General features: G+C 41.1%; 22 protein-coding genes. 19 read left to right on the top strand and 3 right to left on the bottom strand.

The window, feature by feature from the left end; translation table 11 throughout:
* Positions 1–31 precede the first annotated feature (31 nt).
* The 3 genes from corA to ACTWPX_RS16345 all read left to right on the top strand — a co-directional run bounded on the left by corA (position 32) and on the right by ACTWPX_RS16345 (position 1,810).
* Positions 32–982 (top strand): magnesium/cobalt transporter CorA, encoded by a 951-nt coding sequence (corA, locus tag ACTWPX_RS16355; RefSeq protein WP_443120650.1) that lies wholly within the window; start codon positions 32–34, stop codon positions 980–982.
* A 457-nt stretch (positions 983–1,439) separates the two neighbouring features.
* Positions 1,440–1,685 (top strand): ASCH domain-containing protein, encoded by a 246-nt coding sequence (locus ACTWPX_RS16350; protein ID WP_443120649.1) that lies wholly within the window; start codon positions 1,440–1,442, stop codon positions 1,683–1,685.
* Positions 1,685–1,810 (top strand): hypothetical protein, encoded by a 126-nt coding sequence (locus ACTWPX_RS16345; protein WP_443120648.1) that lies wholly within the window; start codon positions 1,685–1,687, stop codon positions 1,808–1,810. Before ACTWPX_RS16350 ends, ACTWPX_RS16345 begins: the two co-directional genes overlap by 1 nt.
* Positions 1,811–1,942: 132 nt before the next feature.
* Here ACTWPX_RS16345 and ACTWPX_RS16340 read toward each other — a convergent pair whose 3' ends face one another.
* Positions 1,943–2,332, bottom strand: a complete 390-nt coding sequence (locus ACTWPX_RS16340; RefSeq protein WP_443120647.1) for an SET domain-containing protein — start codon at positions 2,330–2,332, stop codon at positions 1,943–1,945.
* A 176-nt stretch (positions 2,333–2,508) separates the two neighbouring features.
* Here ACTWPX_RS16340 and ACTWPX_RS16335 point away from each other — a divergent pair, with 176 nt between their 5' ends.
* Complete coding sequence (locus ACTWPX_RS16335) at positions 2,509–4,029, top strand: glycine betaine uptake BCCT transporter (protein ID WP_443120646.1); 1,521 nt, start codon at positions 2,509–2,511, stop codon at positions 4,027–4,029.
* A gap of 241 nt (positions 4,030–4,270) precedes the next feature.
* On the opposite strand, the gene ACTWPX_RS16330 is transcribed toward ACTWPX_RS16335, so the two are convergent.
* Positions 4,271–4,834 (bottom strand): FAD-dependent oxidoreductase, encoded by a 564-nt coding sequence (locus ACTWPX_RS16330; RefSeq protein WP_443120645.1) that lies wholly within the window; start codon positions 4,832–4,834, stop codon positions 4,271–4,273.
* 148 nt (positions 4,835–4,982) lie between these two features.
* Between ACTWPX_RS16330 and ACTWPX_RS16325 the strand changes: the two genes are divergently transcribed.
* Positions 4,983–6,368 (top strand): MFS transporter, encoded by a 1,386-nt coding sequence (locus tag ACTWPX_RS16325; RefSeq protein WP_281975140.1) that lies wholly within the window; start codon positions 4,983–4,985, stop codon positions 6,366–6,368.
* Between the two features lie 93 nt (positions 6,369–6,461).
* Here the strand turns inward: ACTWPX_RS16325 and ACTWPX_RS16320 are convergent, their stop codons facing one another.
* Positions 6,462–6,794, bottom strand: a complete 333-nt coding sequence (locus ACTWPX_RS16320) for a hypothetical protein (protein WP_443120644.1) — start codon at positions 6,792–6,794, stop codon at positions 6,462–6,464.
* A gap of 362 nt (positions 6,795–7,156) precedes the next feature.
* Here ACTWPX_RS16320 and ACTWPX_RS16315 point away from each other — a divergent pair, with 362 nt between their 5' ends.
* The 14 genes from ACTWPX_RS16315 to ACTWPX_RS16250 all read left to right on the top strand — a co-directional run bounded on the left by ACTWPX_RS16315 (position 7,157) and on the right by ACTWPX_RS16250 (position 19,787).
* Positions 7,157–7,693: an HD domain-containing protein gene (locus ACTWPX_RS16315; RefSeq protein WP_443120643.1), complete on the top strand. Its 537-nt coding sequence runs from the start codon at positions 7,157–7,159 to the stop codon at positions 7,691–7,693.
* Positions 7,694–8,070: 377 nt separating this feature from the next.
* Positions 8,071–8,208, top strand: coding sequence for a hypothetical protein (locus ACTWPX_RS16310; RefSeq protein ID WP_164908458.1), 138 nt, complete (start codon positions 8,071–8,073; stop codon positions 8,206–8,208).
* Positions 8,209–8,314: 106 nt separating this feature from the next.
* Positions 8,315–8,449 (top strand): hypothetical protein, encoded by a 135-nt coding sequence (locus tag ACTWPX_RS16305; protein ID WP_443120642.1) that lies wholly within the window; start codon positions 8,315–8,317, stop codon positions 8,447–8,449.
* Between the two features lie 587 nt (positions 8,450–9,036).
* The gene (locus tag ACTWPX_RS16300; protein ID WP_443120641.1) at positions 9,037–9,771 is read left to right on the top strand and encodes a collagen-like protein; all 735 of its coding nucleotides are present in this window, start codon (positions 9,037–9,039) and stop codon (positions 9,769–9,771) included.
* A gap of 408 nt (positions 9,772–10,179) precedes the next feature.
* Positions 10,180–10,665, top strand: coding sequence for a TspO/MBR family protein (locus tag ACTWPX_RS16295; protein WP_443120640.1), 486 nt, complete (start codon positions 10,180–10,182; stop codon positions 10,663–10,665).
* A 127-nt stretch (positions 10,666–10,792) separates the two neighbouring features.
* Positions 10,793–10,975, top strand: coding sequence for a hypothetical protein (locus ACTWPX_RS16290; RefSeq protein ID WP_443120639.1), 183 nt, complete (start codon positions 10,793–10,795; stop codon positions 10,973–10,975).
* A gap of 138 nt (positions 10,976–11,113) precedes the next feature.
* Positions 11,114–12,736, top strand: a complete 1,623-nt coding sequence (locus tag ACTWPX_RS16285) for an FAD-dependent monooxygenase (RefSeq protein WP_443120638.1) — start codon at positions 11,114–11,116, stop codon at positions 12,734–12,736.
* Positions 12,737–12,938: 202 nt separating this feature from the next.
* Positions 12,939–13,217, top strand: a complete 279-nt coding sequence (locus tag ACTWPX_RS16280) for an ArsR/SmtB family transcription factor (protein WP_443120637.1) — start codon at positions 12,939–12,941, stop codon at positions 13,215–13,217.
* A gap of 78 nt (positions 13,218–13,295) precedes the next feature.
* On the top strand, positions 13,296–13,679 hold the full coding sequence (locus ACTWPX_RS16275) for a VOC family protein (protein ID WP_443120636.1): 384 nt from the start codon (positions 13,296–13,298) through the stop codon (positions 13,677–13,679).
* A 270-nt stretch (positions 13,680–13,949) separates the two neighbouring features.
* A complete protein-coding gene (locus ACTWPX_RS16270) occupies positions 13,950–14,765 on the top strand; it encodes a lipid II flippase Amj family protein (RefSeq protein WP_443120635.1) in 816 nt (271 codons plus the stop codon).
* Between the two features lie 696 nt (positions 14,766–15,461).
* On the top strand, positions 15,462–16,733 hold the full coding sequence (locus ACTWPX_RS16265) for a molybdopterin molybdotransferase MoeA (RefSeq protein WP_443120634.1): 1,272 nt from the start codon (positions 15,462–15,464) through the stop codon (positions 16,731–16,733).
* Entirely contained in the window at positions 16,720–17,751 is a 1,032-nt protein-coding gene (gene moaA / locus ACTWPX_RS16260; RefSeq protein WP_443120633.1) for a GTP 3',8-cyclase MoaA, read from the top strand. The genes ACTWPX_RS16265 and moaA overlap by 14 nt, the downstream gene beginning before the upstream one ends.
* Positions 17,752–17,836: 85 nt before the next feature.
* The gene (locus ACTWPX_RS16255; protein ID WP_443120632.1) at positions 17,837–18,262 is read left to right on the top strand and encodes a YwpF-like family protein; all 426 of its coding nucleotides are present in this window, start codon (positions 17,837–17,839) and stop codon (positions 18,260–18,262) included.
* A 163-nt stretch (positions 18,263–18,425) separates the two neighbouring features.
* Positions 18,426–19,787, top strand: a complete 1,362-nt coding sequence (locus tag ACTWPX_RS16250; RefSeq protein WP_443120631.1) for a TrkH family potassium uptake protein — start codon at positions 18,426–18,428, stop codon at positions 19,785–19,787.
* Positions 19,788–19,796 lie beyond the last annotated feature (9 nt).

Below are 19,796 nucleotides of genomic sequence, written 5' to 3'. Positions count from 1 at the left end.
AAAGAACCTACATAAATGGCAGGTGAACTGGATGATAGAAATTATGGCTTTTTCAAAAGATAAAGGGTTCCAAGAAGCTCTTTCCATGAAACAACTCTCTGAAGAGGAGTGGGACTGGTACTGGGTGGATTTCGAGGCACCGACAGAGGGAGAAGTCGAATTACTCGAATCCCATTTCAATTTTCACCCGCTGGCAGTGGAGGACTGTTTGCACGGCCTGCAGAGACCGAAGCTCGACTATTATGATGATCACACCTTTTTTGTCATTCATTCGGTCAACCGTAAAAATCTCGAAAGGGAAGAGGTCGATATTTTTCTCGGGAAATGTGCGATCGTTACTTATCATAAGGAAAAAAACGAAGCTCTAGAGCAAGCGAAGGGCATCGTGAAGCGGACGAAAGACTTTTCCACCGTTGATGAATACTACGTCTTTCATCAAATCCTTGATAAAGTGGTCGACAACTATTTTCCGATCATATATAACATTGAAGACCATATTAATGAAATCGAAGACAATACGAAGAAACTCTCGATGGAAAACCTGCTGGAGGCACTGTTCGACCGGAGGAGTGAGTTACTGACATTGAGGCAAACGGTTCATCCTATGAGGGATTTGCTATACAGAATCCTGAACACCCACCATTTAGATGGTGTGTTTGAACGAAGGGAATATTTCGCAGATATCCATGATCACTTGATCAAAGTCGCTGATATGATTGCATCGAACAGAGAGATGACTCAGGATATCAGGGACAGTTACCTATCACTCAACTCCCATCAGACGAACCGGACGATGCAGATTCTAACTGTCATTTCTGTCATATTCATGCCGCTCACATTCATCGTTGGTGTTTATGGAATGAATTTTGTCAACATGCCGGAGCTCGAGACCCAATATGGTTATTTCGTCGTTTGGGGAATCATGCTTGCAGTAGCTGTCGGTATGTTCGTCTGGTTCAGGAGTAAAGGCTGGTTCGAGTGATTTTGAGGCTGAAGACGGAGAAGGGATGGTGATTCCTCCTCCGTCTTTTTTCGGTCCGAAGAAGGATGGAAAATCACTCCACCGGCCGTTAAGAAAAATCGTGTGGCGGACTATACTTTAAGTAACAAGAAAACAAAGGAGATGAACAGAAATGAACATCTTTGAAATTTCTATTGAAGTTGCGGAACGCCGCCCACGATAACGCCTGAACCAGCCTTTTGTAAAACGCATTATTCAAAAAAATGAACGGTCAGGACAGTTTATGAAGTCACTATAAATGCCGGAGAATGTCTCTTAAGATGCAGGAATACTTGTTTTAAAGAGATGAATGGAAATTAAAGTGAGGATTAAAACCGGGATGATTTCTTATGCCCGGTTTTATGCTGTGAGGGATTCTTCTTATTTCCTCCCTATGTTAAAGTAGTAGTTCAACTTACATAAAAGGGAGCTCATTTGAATGAATGGTTTGCTTGTGAAATCACCATGGATCGATTTGTTATTAACCGGGAAAAAGAGATGGGAAATCAGAGGGGTGAACACGAAAAAACGAGGACGCGTCGGCTTGATCAAAAGTGGTTCAGGCATGGTGTTTGGCACGATCGACATTGTAGACTGTAAAAAGTTAAGTCTGTTTGATTACCAACAGAGCCAAAAGCATCATTTTGCCTGGAACTTCCTTATAAGAATACGCATGCGTGGGTGATGGAAAATCCAATAATATTTGATGAACCTGTTCCTTATCAACATCCGCAGGGAGCGGTCATTTGGGTAGATTTGAAGAAGGCTGGTGCCTGGGAGCTTCGTTTGGAAAAATCAGGGCAGGAATAAAGTCGGATCTTCTCGTGATAATCTATCCAATGGATCCTTATTCAACAGAAAGGTCCTGATTAGAAAGACCGCCATTTGAATGACCAAGCAAAAACGCCCGGAGAATTATTCTCCGGGCGTTTTTTAATTCGATCATTCTTTTTCATCTTCTTGGTCGAACCAAAGGAGTTCCTGTTCATCAACGAAACCGTTATAGTTGATGAAAACTTCCTCGCCTGCTTTTATATCGGTAAAAGCGTAAAAATCAAACGTATGGTGTTCAAAGTTGATGACATAATTAGCATTTGGCTCGTAAGAATGGTTGAACATCATGCCATAGCCTAATACGAACGCGGTATGGTTTTCTCCATATTCGAACGCGTAATCTGCTAAACGTGTCTTTTCAATGTGAACATGTTCGCTGTTTGGATAAGGTATCACGGGCGCTTGATGAATAAGTTCATTTTTGGCGATATCGCGTGTAGCGAACATGCCTCTATTCAATTCTTCATTTTCAAGTGTAGACGTGCGTACTTCAATCATAATCTATTCACCTGCACTTTCTAGCATTGTTAACTTAACAAGTGTGACAGGTATGACGGAGGAAAGCAACTTTTTCAACATCCCAAGGAGCAAAACGGGTTTCCCTTCAAAAGAATAAGAAATGCGGTTACTAAGATAATAAAGGTGAGTCTTCGAATAGGAAGGGGAACGCCCTGTTGAAAAATTTCACAATGGTTTTTAAAATCTCTGCCGGAATCATGCTTGTTCTCGTCGTTATTGGAGTGGTTTGGCCAGATGGCTTAGAAAGTGTGACCACGAATGTGAAGGATTTCATTGCACAAAAATTAGGTTGGTATTATTTGATAGTCGTTACATTATTCACGATAGTTTGTTTAACCTTCTTGATAACACCTTTAGGTAGAATTAAGCTTGGGAAAAAAGGGGAAGAGCCCGAATTTTCCCGTCCGACGTGGATTGCGATGCTTTTCAGTGCTGGGATGGGGATAGGGATTGTTTTTTGGGGAACGGCTGAACCCATCAGCCACTACGCGATCAGTTCACCTACGGGAGAAATCGGGACAGACCAGGCGATTAAAGACGCGATGCGCTTCACCTATTTTCACTGGGGAATCCATGCCTGGGCGATTTATGGAATTGTGGCATTGGTTTTAGCTTATTTTAATTTTCGGCACGGCCACGCAGGTTTGATCAGCGCGACATTGCGACCGATTATAGGGGCTAAAGCGGCGGAGGGAACTGTGGGGAAAGTAATCGACATATTGGCAGTTATTGCTACTGTTATCGGGGTGGCAACGACACTTGGCTTCGGAGCTGTACAAATTAATGGGGGCTTGTCTTATTTATTCGATATTCCGACGGGAATCCTGGTTCAGTTCATTATCGTAGCAGTTGTAACGGTACTCTTTATGATTTCGGCGTGGACAGGGTTAGGTAAAGGGATTAAAATCCTCAGTAATGCCAATATGGTATTAGCCGGCTTGTTATTTTTACTCGTATTCATCATGGGGCCGACGATGTTCATCCTGAATTTGTTCACAAACTCAATTGGCTCCTATGTGCAAAACCTTCCGATCATGAGCTTTCGGATTGCACCTTTAGACCAGGAGACACGAGCATGGATCAATGATTGGACCATTTTCTATTGGGCTTGGTGGATCGCGTGGTCCCCGTTCGTGGGAGTATTTATTGCCAGAGTCTCAAGAGGGAGGAGCATTCGTGAATTCGTTTTTACCGTATTGATCGTCCCTTCTGTCATCGGTTTTCTGTGGTTTTCAACGTTCGGCGGGACAGCCATTTCCCTCGAACACCATGCAGTGGATACAATTTCATCTTTAGCGACAGAAGAATCGCTTTTCGGCGTCTTTTCAAACATCCCGCTTGGCTGGATTGCTTCTATAGTCGCAATGATGTTGATTGCAACTTTTTTCATCACTTCAGCTGACTCTGGTACATTCGTGTTAGGAATGATGACGACAGGAGGTTCAGAAACTCCTGGGACCTCCATTAAACTGACGTGGGGCGTCCTGCTTTCCGCCACTGCTTTAGCTCTTCTTTATACAGGTGGACTGCAAGCATTGCAAAATACGATGATTATCGCAGCGTTGCCTTTTTCAATCATCATGTTGTTAATGGTCATAAGCTTCATAAAAGCCATCTACAAAGAGGGAAGAGAATTAGGTGTAGGGCGCTTCCATCCTCCAAATAAAAAATCGTGAAAACAAAAGCGTATGCGCCTTGGTCAGTCCCGACAAGCATAAGCGAATCTTTGAGGTGGCGCTATTTGCCACAGCAAAAAGTTGCTTATGACCTCGAGGGGCTAGGCGCAGAAGTTGGAGATTACCCACAATCGAATAGTTAATCATTGGCTGGAAGGCAGAGAAAATCCCCGTTCTCCTTAATGGAGCGGGGATTTTTGTGGATCCTGATAGTCGCAGAGGAAGATTTACAGTATCTTCGTCATTTTCCTAAGACATCATGATCGACATATCTTGAGCCGTTCAGCTCACTGATCACATTGATGGCTACATTGGCACCATCTCCAGATGTGATGATCGTGTGTACACTGACGCCAGCGACTGTCCCTGCTGCCCAGACTTTTGGTAAGGACGCATGGCCGTGAGCATCGACTTTGATGGTTTTGGCAACACGGGGTTCGGTGCCTTCGATGATTTCTAAGCCGAGTGACTCAGCTGTTTTGACGGACATGCCTGTAGCAAATATGATATGGTCCGCTTCATAACTGCCTTCCTGAGTTTCAATCGTATAAAGGGCACCGTTTTCTTTGATTGTTGCAACCTCTTCTTTAACTATGGATGCCCCGAACTTTTCTGCTTGTTTTTGACCATTTTCAAGAAGTTTCGGTCCTTCGATTGCGTCTACTCCGTAATGGTTTTCGACCCATGCTTTAGCGGTGATGCTTTTGCCGCTATCAAATAGAATCGTTTTCTTTCCGGCTTTGGCTGTGAATAGACCTGCGCTTGCACCCGCTGGCCCAGCTCCGATAATAGCTACATCATACATGAACACTCACTCCTTATAAAGTTTCTCCTTTCATTATATCTGAATTCTCGGTGTATTTAAATTTTTCCTTTATGCTTTCATTTCATTGCTTTATTGAGAGAAGTACTGTAAGATTCATTTCGTGTAACGAAATAAAAGGAGGGAGATCATGAACAAAGAACAAGCGGTTAAGAATCCTAAAGGGTTATTGATCTCTCTTTGTGCGGTCATGATGATGTCCGTAATGAATGGAACGATGTTCAATATCGCTGTGCCAGATATAGCAAAAACGTATCAGCTGCTTCCCTCTGAGGTGAGCTGGGTCATGACAGGGTACATCATGGTTTATGCTGTCGGGGCGCTTACTTATGGGAAATTAGCTGATTATTATCCATACAGGACATTGATTACATTTGGATTGACTATTTTTTGCTTGGGTTCACTGTTCGGATTTTTTGCGCAAAATTATGGAATGGTATTACTTGCGAGAGTCATTCAGGCTGTCGGTGGGGCGATGATTCCTGCCCTCGTATTTTTAGCACCAATAAAATATTTCCCTAATGAACGGGGGAGAGTCCTCGGAATTGTCTCATCGGTTATGGCTTTCGCTTCAGGTATCGGCCCGATTGCCGGCGGGTTCATCGCTGGTTTTTTAGATTGGCGTTATTTATTTTTGACTTCGGCTTTGATCATTGTCACATTGCCATTCCTAAGAAGGAATTTACCACAGGAAGCTGTGAAGAAAGGGTATATTGATTTTGTCGGAGCCGCTTTGATTGCCGGATTCATTTCTTCTTTATTATTGGGGATTACACTTGGGGTTTCCTGGTTGTTTATCGTGTCCGTTGCATTTTTCCTTTTGAATATTTGGCGGATGAAGACGATTGAGGAACCATTCATACCGGCGCACCTATTCAAGAATATCAAGTACCGTACGACAATCATTACGAGCTTTCTCAGCATCGTTTGTCTTTTCGGAATGATGTTCATGCTGCCGATCATGTTCCGTGATGCCTATGAAATGGGTACGATGACGATTGGCCTCGTACTGTTCCCTGGAGCTTTGAGTGCAGCGTTAATGGGACAAAAAGGTGGGAAATTAGTGGATACGAAAGGCAACACTTTCGTTCTTTATCTTGCGCTTACATTGCTTGCCGTAGGATTTCTGCTTTTATCAACCCTTGTCGGTGCCCACCCATATGTGGTGAGTGCCGCAATTATCGTCGCATATATGAGCTTTCCGCTTGTCCAGGCATCTTCAGCTGATATTTTGGCAAACATTCTTCATAAGAATGAAACGGGCGTTGGTATGGGCGTGTTCAATCTCTTGAATTTTGTTTCGGGTGCATTGAGCGGGGCGATTATCGGAAAATCGCTTGATATTTTCAACCCTGGTCAGCCATTCAACTGGTTCGGCTTTGAAGGAACGACAGCTGTTTACAGTAATGTCTTTCTTGCTTTTTCGCTGATCATCATTATCGGTTTTGTCCAGTTCCGCATGAACTATGAAAAAAATAATCAAACTTACAGTCAAAAGAAACCCGCTTCCTTATAAAAGGAGCGGGTTTCCTAATGATTATCAATAATAGCAGGAATCCTTATTTTTCGAAAAGTATGAACCCAACAAATCTGTAATTTCCGAATGAAATTATACGGATATAGAAGTGTCGCTGTTGACCATGGAATCACAATACTTTCTTCGGCAGCTGCTTTCTACAATGCTGTCCATCCATTCTGCTTCAATTTCATCATAGACCTCATCGACATGCTCCCCGTCAATGATGATGACGAATGGGGTGTCTATATCCATAAAAAGAAAGAACGATAGCAGTTTAGGAAGATGACCGGCATCAGCAATCAAGTGCTTTTGGTTTAAGTATAGGTCGCAATTGTTTTTCGTTACTGATTTATACAATTTCATAATCTGATTTGTTTTTAGTGGTTTTTGTAATTGTACTTGGTAAGAAGACAGCTCCTTCACTGTCGTCACCTCCGTAATGTTTTGTTAATATATCTCTACCCCCGGTCAACAACCACTAAACATCTGGTCTTCTTCAGTTTATCTTCATCACTTTCTTGAATGGATGGTAATAGAAGTCTCTTTTATGTGAAATCCTCAATCGTTGTCCACTTCCTTTATATGGCTGCTCGCGATATATCACTATATCACCTTGATATTCATAGAATAGAGATATTCCACGCGCAGTTCCTTTGTTTGCAATGAAATGCATAGAACCTTCCCTGGGAGGAGCGTTTCCTTTCAAAGGAATAAGGGTAAACTTTTGGTAACCTTGTCCCCTCGGGGAGAACGTGGTATTATCTTAAAAAATCGGAGGTGATCGTATGAAAAGAGTGACACTTGTCGATGTATTCAAACATCGTGTCACCCAAAAATATTTACAACGATCCGGCATCAATCACGCGGTCACCGTGACAGGCTATGCTTTTGAAATGGCGTTGGAAGAAGGGGTCGATCCTGATTTGGCAACTAAATCGGCTCTCCTTCATGATATGGGACATTATGAATGGTATCGTGATGGGAAATGGGATTATGAGGAATACAGGAAACATGATATTCATGCTATCAAAGGGGCAGAACGTGCCCATAAACTCCTGGTCCGTTTGGGAGAAGACCGCCTCGCCGCGAAAGAAGTATCGCTAGCGGTGCTGCTTCATACCGACAGTTACCTGCCATTTGGACTTGATGACAAACGCACTACCTTACAAGATGTCGTCACAAGAGCGGATGAAAAAGATGAACAGCCCTTGGGAATGCACCATTATAAAAAAATGGACAAAAGTGAAGCGGTCCAGCTTCTCCATGCTCTGGATCAGCGAATTGAACAAGTGTTGGAACAAAAAGAAAAGCTGTCTGGGTAACTGATATTCAGGGGTTTTACAAGTTTGTCAAGCTTTTTTTGAATAAAGGCTTTACTTTTGGAAAAAGATTCTATATAATTTCCAGTGTAAGTAAATTTCTATGAAAGCGAGGTCGAATCCAATGGAAAACTACATGGTACAAAATCCAATCAACTCAATAAGATCGGCCTGCGGTCAGAAACAAATCTGAGAACTACGACTATTTTCAAAAAAAGTAATCATAACAGCCGCAGGTGATGCATATTGTATTCCTGTGGCTTTTTTTATGGGAGGAATTTCTCTAAAAAAAGCTGCAGATCACCTGCGGTTTTTTGTTGTGCTATCTTAGGGTAAAATTACCCTTTTGATATAAAATTATACTAAAGGGGAGGTTTATAATGACAATTCAATTTTTAATTTTTAAGATTACAGTCATAAGAAAAAAACGTCAAAAGTTTCAAGAGTTGCCGGGTTATCGACTCACAGCACAAGATCAATGGCTTGACCGTAAGTCTGCATTTAACCGTTATATCTAAACTAAGGAGGAGATTATTATGGTAGGTATGTTGAGAATTGCTTTTATGAACTGGTTGAATGACGAGAAGGATACGGCTTAGCCTCAGGACAGAGGAGGATTGGAAAATGAGAATCAATTTCCTTATATTTGTGATTTCGATTCAACGTTTGGACGCATTATTGATTGATCGATCCATTATGCGAAAACGTTCAATTGAAAATAAGATTAACGAAATGAAATCTAAACATATGTATATTTAATTCCAGAAAACCTTCCTGCAAAAAGTGGGGAGGTTTTCTTTCCATTTCAGGCAATAAATATCCCCTCATTTGACGCCCTATGGATGAAAGGTGTGAAAGTGATGGCGCAAGGAAATAAAACAATCACCAAACTAAATGAGAAAAAGCATGAAAAGAAGGATTCGAAAATTAAGTGAAAGCAGGTGGCAATCCTGTGAGGTCCAACCGCAATTCAATCAGGATCAGCGTAAAGAGAGGCTGCCATTATGGCAGTCTCGACTTTAATTTCTCCCGCTTTGTTAAAGAGTATTTTGAATGAATTAGTTGCAGGATTTTTTATTTGTAATTTACTTTTAGACAGTTAAGGTTTTGGAAGTATGTTAAATGGAGAAACCCGTCTTCTTTCTGGAGTCTCAATCGGTTCAATCCTTCGATTACTTATAGACTATGGCCATTAATTTATTCAAATCTGCTTAAATCAATATATTAAGGGTGCTCTGAAGTATTAAGGTCTAGGGGAATTCATCAATCATTATCTTTTGCTTATCTGCCTATGCAACAACTTGATTAATATCATACTTTAAATATAAGAAAAGGAGTTGAAAAAATTGGGAAATAGAAATTCACTCAATCGATGCTGTCCTCCTCTACCTAGAAGTGTGAATCCAGACTGCGACTGCCCCCCTGGTCCACGAGGTCCTAGAGGTCTCCCTGGACCAGAAGGAGACACAGGACCCCAGGGACCTGCTGGCCCCCAAGGAGAGACAGGAGCAACAGGACCTGCTGGCCCCCAAGGAGAGACGGGAGCAACAGGACCTGCTGGCCCTCAAGGAGAGACGGGAGCAACAGGACCTGCTGGCCCTCAAGGAGAAACGGGAGCAACAGGACCCGAAGGGCCGGCTGGACCGACGGGAGGAGTATTAGCTTTTGCAGACTTTTTTGCTTTGATGCCGGGAGATAATGCTGCGACGGTAGCTGCCGGTGGAGATGTAGATTTTCCGCAAGATGGGCCAATCAGTGCCGGGGGATTAATCGCCCGTACGAGTGCTGATACCTTTAACTTGGCTGAAATTGGCACTTATCAGGTGTTATTTCAAGTAAGTGTCACCGAACCGGGGCAATTGGTCTTGACTATCAATGGCGACGAACAAGCTTATACAGTAGTCGGGCGAGCAACTGGTACTTCTCAGATAGTTGGAATGGCTCTTGTTACTACGACCAGTGTCAATTCAATACTCACTGTCCGAAATCCTGCTGACAACGCCACTGCACTAACCATTACTCCTCTTGCTGGAGGAACAGAGCCTGTTTCAGCACACCTTGTTATCACACGACTCGCATAGAGAGCGAAGTCAGGATAGGATAAGATATAAATGTAGATACGATAAGTGTTAAAAAGGGTCCTCATAAACGAGGAATCTTTTTGGTGTTTATTAAAATAACTCATCCATGACATTGAGTAAATCAGTTCATTGTTATTTTATAGTGGGCTTTAGTGTAATAGTGGGAACTTCCGTAATTGGACAGTTCCCTTTTGTATAACCTTGGAGAATTACATATGAAGGTTTTATTCAGCCATGATAGAATCTATTCTAACTTCAGAAATATCATAAGGAGACAAACTTTTCTTCGATATATTTTGGTTAAGCAGACCTTGAGAGAACAATTAATCTTTTGCTTATTACTTATGGGGAGGTTAATCTTTGTTGGACAAAGTATCGGAATAAAGGAAGAATGCTTGATTAAACGAATTGAAAGAGGGAGGGAGTTCTATTAAGTCATTCCTGTTAAGTATATCTATTGTGGTCACTCTTGCTATTCTGGGAAATGCTTTTGTAGGGGACGGTTTAACTGTTTGGTATGCAGAACTGGACAAGCCTTGGTATTTAGTACCACTATGGTTTTTTATTATTGTAGGAATTCTTTATTACATGATGGTATTAGTCATTTTATACAGGCAAATCAGCAATATTGCTGGATCAATGTTACGAAAGATTGCGCTGATTCTTACGCTGAGTATGCTGGTGGGGAATGAATTATGGAACTACTTATTTTTTGGTCTGAAAAGTACTTTTTTAGGTTTTATCAGTTTAATCCCTTTTATCATGATTGTTGGTTTATTAGCATTCACCCTCAAAAAAATGGATGTATTTTCTTTTAGAATTCTATTACCTTATGTTTTGTGGTTAGTATATGATTTGATATGGACATTCGGTTTATATATGCAAAATTTGTAATTCAATATCATTATAAGCTTATTGACTAATGAAGATTATTGATTGCTCTCCCTCTTTTCCTGATTGTCAATATATGTTTATTTGTTCCTTTCCAGGGTATTCGTTCAAAAAGCCTAGGAGGGAGCCCATGAGTCACAAAGCGAAAGTGATTCTAATGACAATCATCGGATTAGGTTTTATAGGGTATGTAATATACGAATTCATAGCCGGTGATGTAACCTATCGCACTTATAAGTTAATAGGTGTAGTGGCAGTCATAGGTTATATTCTTTACACAGCCTTTTCAAGTAAAGAAGAAAGCGAATTGTGATAAGGGTTTAGGTGAATAGCTATCTATCATTTTCTAATACTCCCGCAAGTGGCCACTCTCCTTGAAGAGGCTTTGCTTGGCAGATTTCTTACAATTCGTGACTGACCCCACTCACCCATGCTTTTTAGGAGGATGTTTATGCATGAACTAGATACTGATGTGCTAATTGTCGGTGCTGGACCTACGGGACTAATGATGGCGAATCAATTGAATAAGTATGGTATACGGTACCGAATCATTGATCAGAAAGACCGGCGATCCATATATTCTAAAGCTTTAGTTGTTCATGCGCGTACGATCGAAATGCTGGATTTATTAGGGGTTGAGGATAAATGGATCAATGAAAGCTTTATTAGTAAACAATTGAACTTTTATTATAACAATGAATCCTTGTTTACTATCGATTTTTCAATCTTGAGAAAGAAAACGGATTTTCCTTTTTTGAGTATCCTGCCTCAAAGTGAGACGGAAAAGCTCTTAGAAAATAATCTTCCTGCTGAGACTGTACAGTGGAGTACTAAACTGATTGATATACAACATCATGAAGATTCCGCCCGTGCTACTGTGATGAAAGGAGGGGAAGAGTACGATATTTGCGCTAGATATGTAATTGGGTGCGATGGGGCTCATAGTACGACAAGGAAGTTAGCTCAGATGCCATTCGAGGGAGAATCAGAGAACATTAATGTGATGCTTGGGGACGTGGAAATCAATGAGCCTTCGTTAAAGAATAAATTATCACTCATTTCTACACAACATGGCTTGCTTTTCTTTGCTCCTTTCCAGAATAATTACACAAGAGTCATTGCCATTGATTTTGACAAACAGGGCAGCAATTTCCCTGAAGAGGTTACTCTCGACGCGATTCAAGCGTCGGTTACAAAGTTGTATCCGGAGTCCTTACAGTTGGAGAATCCTTTTTGGCTGTCCAGTTTTACAGCTTCCCATCGGCAGGTTCCTTCTTATAAGGATAAGCGGGTATTCTTTGCAGGTGATGCTGCTCACATTCATAATCCGTTAGGCGGACAAGGAATGAATGTAGGGATCCAGGATGCTGTAAATCTATCCTGGAAACTAGCTTATGTTTTAAAATATCATCTATCTCCAAATCTGCTCGATACTTATCAGGAAGAAAGAAAACCGGTAGCACAAGATGTCATTAAAGCTACAGACCGTTTAATCCAGGTGATGAGTATCCAAAATAAATATGCTATAAAGGGAAGAAATAAAGCATTGCAGGTGTTCTTAAACAATCATACGATTCAGAAAAAAATCGCTTCCCGCTTATCACAAATAGAAGTGGATTATACATTTACTTCGTTCTCGAAACAAATGAGGAAAAGGACCGAAGCTAAAAAAAGTACAACCGGAGAAAGGATTCCGAATATATGTCTTCACACGTTCCGAAAAGAGGAAAGTGACTTGTATGACTTACTAAGATCCGGTGAATGTTTATTACTCGTTTATACCGATGAAAGTGGTTTGCCAAAAGTGAAGAAGAAGGTCATGAAAGCACTTCAAACCTTTTATCAAAAGGTAGGATATTTCTTGACACCTGTTTTTATTATTCAAAATGATGTACAAGGAAAGATTGATAATGATGAAGCGATTTACTTCGATATTAAAGGGGAAGTAAAAGATCGAATAGGTTTATCTAAGGGGGATGTCATGATTATTCGGCCAGATGCCTATTCTCTAGTCCACACTTCGTTTAATCATGCTGCAAATTTAAAAGAAGCTTTGGTCGATTATTTTGGATAATCTTCAGACATAAGTCACCGATTTTTTTATCTCTTCGGTGGCTTTTTCTCTATTTAAAAGGTTTCCTTCACAATAGCTGACTTGAAAGGCTTCCTCCTTGTTGTTCTGCAATGAGAAAATATATAAGTTGGTTTTTGTTCAATGTGCAATTTAAAAGTTACATGTTATTGACAGCAACCTAAAAGTTGCTTATAGTTAAAATATGAATTGGGACAAAGACAAAATATTCAAAGCTCTTAGCGACTCAACAAGAAGGCTCATTCTAGACGAACTAACTGAACGTAATGAGCTGACGTTGTATGAACTTACGGCACGTCTCATTATGAAGCACGACCTCTCTATTTCCCGTCAGGCGATCGCAAAACATTTGGCCGCATTGGAAGGTGCCGGTCTCCTTAAATCAAAGCGAAAGGGAAAATATAGAGTGCTGATATTTACCAACGAGCCACTTAAAAACTTATTGAAAGGATGGATAGAATAATAGTATCGAATGTGTGTTGCGTGCATGCAGATGGTAAGTGCCCACCGGGCAGCAAAAAATAAAAGGAGGCAAAACATTATGAAAATCGTTGTTACCAGTATTTTCGTAGAAGATCAGGATAAGGCACTGGAGTTTTATACAGACAAGCTGGGTTTTATAAAAAAGGATGATATTCCCGTCGGAAAATTCAGATGGATAACACTAGTTTCACCTGAAGATCAGGAGGGCACCGAGCTTTTACTTGAACCGAATGACCACCCGGCTGCGAAAGAGTATCAACAGAAGATATATGCTGAGGGTATCCCTGCAACCATGTTTGGTGTCGAGGATATTAAGCAGGAGTACGAACGTTTATCAGAAAAAGGCGTGGAGTTTACTATGGAGCCGACAAAAATGGGAGAAATCACCATGGCTGTTTTCGATGATACTTGCGGCAACCTGTTGCAGATTGCGCAAAAGTAAACGGTACTCAACGATTTTATGTTCATCAATCTCCTGTTAACCCTGTGCAGGCAGCAGATTATACATTTAGAAAAACAATAGAAAAGGAAAGGTTATAGATATGTTTACTTCAGCTGGCGATTATCCATCCAAAGATAATCGCTTCTTTTATTGGTATATTCGATATGGGGAGCAAAAATCAATCAACCGTATATAGTATTTACCATCACAAACAAAATCCAGATTATGTTAAAATCCTCTTGTCACTAGAAATAGAAAAGAGGTTATAACTTGGAATTTCTTACGGAAAAAGTCATTTATATTTCTTTATTCATTTTAGTAATACATACAATAGAAACGCTCGCCTATGCTGTGCGACTCTCCGGGGCGAGAGTAGGTTTAATAGCCTCTGCCTTATCCTTGTTTAATTTGATGGTTATTGTTTCAAGAATGGCCAATATGATGCAGCAGCCCTTTACAGGAAGCTTGGTAGATACTGCACCGACCACGAATACTTTGAGTTTTGTCGAGGATCAATACAGAGTCATAATAGGGGCGTCTACAGTAGGCACATTAATAGGTATGATCCTTTTGCCGACTTTTGTAGCGTTATTTTCACGGTCCATCATTCACCTCTCTAAACAAGGTGGCTCCATACCTTCCTTATTTAAAATGGTATTTTCCCTCGAATATATCAAACGAGGTTTGAATCAAATGCATTTTCCGAGTAAAGCCTATCTAACCGGGTTTTCATTAGCTTACATACCGAAGAGGTTATTTTTAATAAATATGGTGGTCACTTCTATTTACACCATCGGGGTTTTATCGGCTTTGTATGCAGCGCTGTTAACACCGGATCGCGCTTCCACAGCTATTATGGCTTCAGGGTTGATTAATGGTATTGCCACTATATTACTGGTAGTGTTTGTAGATCCTAAAATCTCAGTAATGGCTGATGATGTGATCAATAAACGGGGGGACTACCGTAAACTCAAGTATGTCTCACTTATGATGGTAACTTCCAGATTTTTTGGAACTTTAATGGCTCAACTCCTGTTTATACCAGGTGCTGAATACATTGCCTGGTTCACTAAGTTTATCGTTTGAACATTCTATAGCAGCTATCGATCCTGGGTGTTCGGGGAAACTCTATATGCCGGTTGATAGCTTCTCAAGAGTTATTCATAGGAAATTTGTGAGCGTGAACCAGCAAATTTATTTTAAACAGGAGGGAGACTCTTTATCAGACAAACTATAATTCATGCAATTAATATAACAGTACTCCTTCTATTATTATTTGTAGGCGCACTTATGATATTCGGACTTCATTTTGTGCATCAACCCGATCCTTATACAGCTGAACATGTTGCTTTGAGTGTCATTTATATTCTATGGGGGGTAAGTTACTGGATTCAATTTAAGTTAAGCAATTATAAAAGTATTCTCTTAATTAATACAGCACTTATAATCCTTGTTGCCCTGTATGTATTTTTCATCTATTATCCAGTAACCTTTCTTGAATATTTTTTAGAGTAAATAAACGCTTCGACATACGGCATATGATTCATTCCTCTTCATGTAGAAGCATTTTGCTATCTGGTGTTTAATAGAGGGCAGGCTGCACTCTTACTCATAGTAATATAAAATTTGATTCATTTATTAAACCTCCGGGAACTATCAGAATAATAGCCTTATATGAAGGAAATGAATCACAATCACATTATGACCACCTTTGAAAAAATATGAAGATTCAGGTATGTTCAAGGAAGATGAATTAATAGGTAAGTAGAAAGGAAGGTCCCGATGAGTCTCCATAGGAAACCACTCCTCGTTTCTGAAGCCGTCCACAAAGTGATAGCACATCGGAAAAATGGACGAACGGAAACGGTAAAGTTGAGCGAAGCAGATGGTAGGATTTTAGCAGAAGATTTACGAGCCACTCATCCAGTCCCTCCTTTCGACAAATCACCTTATGATGGATTTGCTTTAAGGTCGGAAGATACAAACGGGCTATCAAAAGAAAATGTGGGTACATTTCGCGTTATTGAAACGATTGGTGCTGGTGAGCAGGCGAGTGGGCCTTTACAAGCAGGCGAAGCTGTCCGCATTATGACAGGAGCTGAGATTCCAGAAAAGGCTGACTGTGTGGCTATGTTTGAAATCACCCAGTCCTTTGAAGAGAATGACCAAGCGTACATAACTTTGAAGCGTACGCTCGAAGAAGATCAGAACATCATTAAAGAAGGATCAGAAACTAAAGAAGGGGATTCCCTGGTTGGGGCTGGCACTCGTATTAATCCAGGAGTCAAAGCACTCCTTGCGACGTTCGGTTATGCTGAAATTCAGGTTTATCAGCGACCTGCAATCGGTGTGTTTGCTACAGGCACCGAGCTTTTAGAAGTGGATGAACCGCTAGAGCCAGGGAAAATTCGCAACTCGAACGCCTATATGATTTTGTCCCAAATCGAACGGGCAGGAGGGCAAGGGTTTTACTTAGGTAAACTGGATGACGATTTTGATACTTGCTTTGATGCTGTTTCCCGCTCCCTTACGGATTATGATTTTTTGATTACGACAGGTGGCGTATCTGTCGGTGATTATGATTTAATGCCGGATATATATGAAAAGCTTGGAGCGGAAGTTTTATTTAATAAGGTAGGAATGAGGCCGGGGAGTGTAACAACAGTCGCTGAAAAAGACGGACAGCTTCTTTACGGATTAAGTGGTAATCCTTCAGCCTGTTATGTCGGGTTTGAATTATTTGTCCATCCGATCCTTCAGAACTTTATGGGGAACCCTGAACCACATCACCGCCGGATAGAGGCGACACTCGGCGAAGATTTCAAAAAGCCGAATCCGTTCACGAGGTTCGTCAGGGGATATCTCGACTTTAACAAAGGGCGAGTGTTCGTCTATCCAGCAGGCATTGATAAATCTGCGGTGGTTAGTTCGCTGGCTCACACTAATGTATTGATCGTCCTTAAAGGTGGCACACGCGGATACCAAAAAGGAGATCAGGTAGAAGCGATTTTATTAGACGGCTTCCAGGGCCAGGATCAATTTGAAAAGGAGTGATCGTATAGAACCATATGTTGCGGATCAATTAGGCCGACCAATCAAGGATTTGCGTATTTCCGTCATCGACCAATGCAATTTTCGTTGTACGTATTGCATGCCTGCAGAAATCTTTGGACCTGACTATGCTTTTTTACCAGAAGACCAATTGTTAAGTTTCGACGAAATTATCCGTCTTGTTAAGATCTTTGCAAAGTTTGGCGTAGAGAAAATCAGATTGACTGGCGGCGAACCTTTGATGAGAAAAAAACTGGATGATTTAATCCGCCGCATCCGGGAAGTGGACGGCATCCAAGATATTGCAGTAACCACGAATGCTGTTTTCTTAGTCAAACAAGCAAAGAAATTAAAAGAAGCAGGTTTGGACCGTGTCAATATCAGTCTCGATGCCATTGAAGATGAAGTCTTTCAAGAAACCAATGGAAGAGGCGTCAAAATAAAGCCGGTTTTAAAGGGAATTGAAGCTGCCAGAGATGCCGGGCTGCCGATCAAAGTCAATATGGTCGTCAAAAAAGGAATGAATGAAAGTCAAATTCTTCCTATGGCCCGTTATTTCAAAGATACAGGAGATACGTTGAGATTCATCGAATTCATGGAGGTAGGAAACCATAATGGATGGAATATGGATGCAGTCGTACCGAAGAAAAAAATCATCGATCATATCCATAAAGAAATACCGCTTATCCCGTTAGATGCAAATTACTATGGTGAAGTTGCTTCCCGTTATCGTTATAAAGACGGGGATGGGGAAATCGGTGTCATATCTTCTGTGACGGAAGCATTTTGTTCGAGTTGTACCCGAGCACGGCTCTCTGCAGATGGACAGTTGTTCACATGTTTATTCGCTTCTTCGGGTTACGATCTTCGTGAATGCCTGCGGAGCGATTACTCGGATGAACAGATAACCGAATATTTGATTGCAATATGGGCAGGAAGAAAAGATCAATACTCAATTGATCGAGCAAAAGGGAAACCTATGAAAGAGAATAAAATCGAAATGTCCTATATTGGAGGATGAATTATCAAAATCAGTCGATCTATCTTTGCTCAGAGAGGCCGTGTCCTCTATAATATAGATAACATTCATTCTCGGAGGTCATTTGATGAAAACCTTTAAGCTGATTTCAATGGATATCGTGGAAGAAAAAAATGAAGATATCACTCAAAGACGGATCAAGTTGCAGGATGGCTTAATCATCAACCGTGAAGATGACCATGGCCGCTGGGTCATTGAAGCCTTCGTTGATGAGAGTTATACAGACTTCTTCCGTGCTATGCACGAGAACGAAGAAGAAATTATTGTCCAAGTCAAAATTACGAAGCCGAGCAACCGGCCCGCTACTTTCATGGTCAAACCGATTGATATCAATATGATCGGGGAAGCGATGAACGTCATCTTCATGGGAACGATTGTCGATCGTCAGCAGGAGCAAGTGGAAAGAGTGCTCAAACAGCTGCTTGATGAAGGTTTTCAAGGGGAAGACCTGTTAGAAGAGTTTAAAAAAAGGGGCAACGAGTCTAAAGCATAAGTTTACACATTGGAGGCGTCCATTTCCAGGCGCCTCCCTACATATGTTAGTAAAAAAGTCATGGGGAGTTATGATTAATAGAAGAAATTTGTCGATTATACTGCTATAATATGAATGGTGCTCCATCATCGATCAGAAATAGCAACATCAAAGGAGATTTACTATGTGGGTGAGAAGAAAAGGCCTGCGTTGGCTTAATGACTTATCGCCATTCCAGCTAATTGCGATTTATTATTTAGTCGCTGTCACTATTTCATCGATTTTAATCGCACTGCCTGTCGGTCATCGCGATGGAGTACAACTTAATTTCATTGATATTTTATTTACAGCTGTCAGCGCGGTCAGTGTCACAGGTTTAACAACCGTCCCGACTGCGGAAACTTTTAATACGACTGGTGTGTTTATATTAGCACTTGTCCTCCAGTTCGGCGGTATCGGTGTCATGACACTGGGTACCTTGATTTGGTTAGTCTTAGGGAAAAAGATCGGTTTGAAAGAGAGACGGCTGATCATGACCGATCAGAACCAGACGTCCTTCCAGGGGATGGTACGTCTCGTTAAGGAGATCGTCATCGTCGTATTGATTATCGAGTTGATCGGTTTTCTCATTTTAGGCACTTATTATTTACAATATTTTGATCCTGGAGAAGCTTACCTGCAAGGGTTTTTTGGAGCTATCAGTGCTATGACGAATGGAGGCTTCGATATTACAGGAGAATCCTTGAGGCTCTTCAAAGATGATTATTTTGTCCAATTCATCAATATGATCTTAATTATTTCTGGAGCGATTGGTTTTCCAGTGTTGATTGAGGTCAAACAATATTTAATGCATAACAGTGAAGAAAAGACCATCAGGTTTTCATTATTCGCCAAGTTGACCAGCTTTACATTTATCGCACTCGTCATTTTTGGTGCGGTTATGATTTCCATCTTAGAGTTCAATCATTTCTTTTCAGATAAATCCTGGCATGAAGTCTTCTTCTATGCCTTGTTTCAATCCGTTACGACACGGAGCGGCGGGTTAGCGACGGTGGATATCAACCAATTCACTGAACAGACCCAAATCTTTATGTCTTCCCTGATGTTTATCGGAGCTTCACCCAGCAGTGTCGGGGGAGGAATACGGACGACAACCTTCGCTTTAGTAGTCATCTTTGTATTAACATTTGCCCGCGGTGGAAATCACATCCGGATCTTTCGCAGAGAAATACATCCGGAAGATTTGAACAAAGCGGTAGTTGTCACAATGGTGGCCTTATTTGTATGCTTCAGTGCTGTCATGGCTTTGTCGATTACAGAGCCCTTCACATTGAATGAAATCTTATTTGAGGTCTGCTCAGCCTTCGGAACTGTCGGGCTATCACTGGGAATCACTCCTGGTCTCAGCAGTTTCGGAAAATGTGTACTCATGCTGTTGATGTTTTTAGGAAGAATCGGCCTGCTGACGTTCTTGTTTTCCTTTAAGAAGCAGGATAAAGCACAAGGCAAGTACCATTTTCCAAAAGAGAGAATCATTATTGGTTAGTACAATCGT

The sequence above is a fragment of the Halobacillus sp. H74 genome, assembly GCF_052246715.1.
Lineage (GTDB): Bacteria > Bacillota > Bacilli > Bacillales > Halobacillaceae > Halobacillus > Halobacillus litoralis_A.
The sequence above is the reverse complement of the archived record's forward strand: the minus strand, read 5'-3'. Positions and strand labels throughout refer to the sequence as shown.

Bases quoted from the DNA above. Each gene is read 5' to 3' on its own strand.
- ACTWPX_RS16280 (WP_443120637.1), top strand. From the start codon at position 12,939: ATGAATTGGGACAAAGACAAAATATTCAAAGCTCTTAGCGACTCAACA.
- ACTWPX_RS16285 (WP_443120638.1), top strand. From the start codon at position 11,114: ATGCATGAACTAGATACTGATGTGCTAATTGTCGGTGCTGGACCTACG.
- ACTWPX_RS16330 (WP_443120645.1), bottom strand. From the start codon at position 4,834: ATGTATGATGTAGCTATTATCGGAGCTGGGCCAGCGGGTGCAAGCGCA.
- ACTWPX_RS16275 (WP_443120636.1), top strand. From the start codon at position 13,296: ATGAAAATCGTTGTTACCAGTATTTTCGTAGAAGATCAGGATAAGGCA.
- ACTWPX_RS16250 (WP_443120631.1), top strand. From the start codon at position 18,426: ATGTGGGTGAGAAGAAAAGGCCTGCGTTGGCTTAATGACTTATCGCCA.
- ACTWPX_RS16305 (WP_443120642.1), top strand. From the start codon at position 8,315: ATGAGAATCAATTTCCTTATATTTGTGATTTCGATTCAACGTTTGGAC.
- corA (WP_443120650.1), top strand. From the start codon at position 32: ATGATAGAAATTATGGCTTTTTCAAAAGATAAAGGGTTCCAAGAAGCT.
- ACTWPX_RS16255 (WP_443120632.1), top strand. From the start codon at position 17,837: ATGAAAACCTTTAAGCTGATTTCAATGGATATCGTGGAAGAAAAAAAT.
- ACTWPX_RS16315 (WP_443120643.1), top strand. From the start codon at position 7,157: ATGAAAAGAGTGACACTTGTCGATGTATTCAAACATCGTGTCACCCAA.
- ACTWPX_RS16340 (WP_443120647.1), bottom strand. From the start codon at position 2,332: ATGATTGAAGTACGCACGTCTACACTTGAAAATGAAGAATTGAATAGA.
- ACTWPX_RS16290 (WP_443120639.1), top strand. From the start codon at position 10,793: ATGAGTCACAAAGCGAAAGTGATTCTAATGACAATCATCGGATTAGGT.
- ACTWPX_RS16310 (WP_164908458.1), top strand. From the start codon at position 8,071: ATGACAATTCAATTTTTAATTTTTAAGATTACAGTCATAAGAAAAAAA.
- ACTWPX_RS16325 (WP_281975140.1), top strand. From the start codon at position 4,983: ATGAACAAAGAACAAGCGGTTAAGAATCCTAAAGGGTTATTGATCTCT.
- ACTWPX_RS16350 (WP_443120649.1), top strand. From the start codon at position 1,440: ATGAATGGTTTGCTTGTGAAATCACCATGGATCGATTTGTTATTAACC.
- ACTWPX_RS16265 (WP_443120634.1), top strand. From the start codon at position 15,462: ATGAGTCTCCATAGGAAACCACTCCTCGTTTCTGAAGCCGTCCACAAA.
- ACTWPX_RS16345 (WP_443120648.1), top strand. From the start codon at position 1,685: ATGGAAAATCCAATAATATTTGATGAACCTGTTCCTTATCAACATCCG.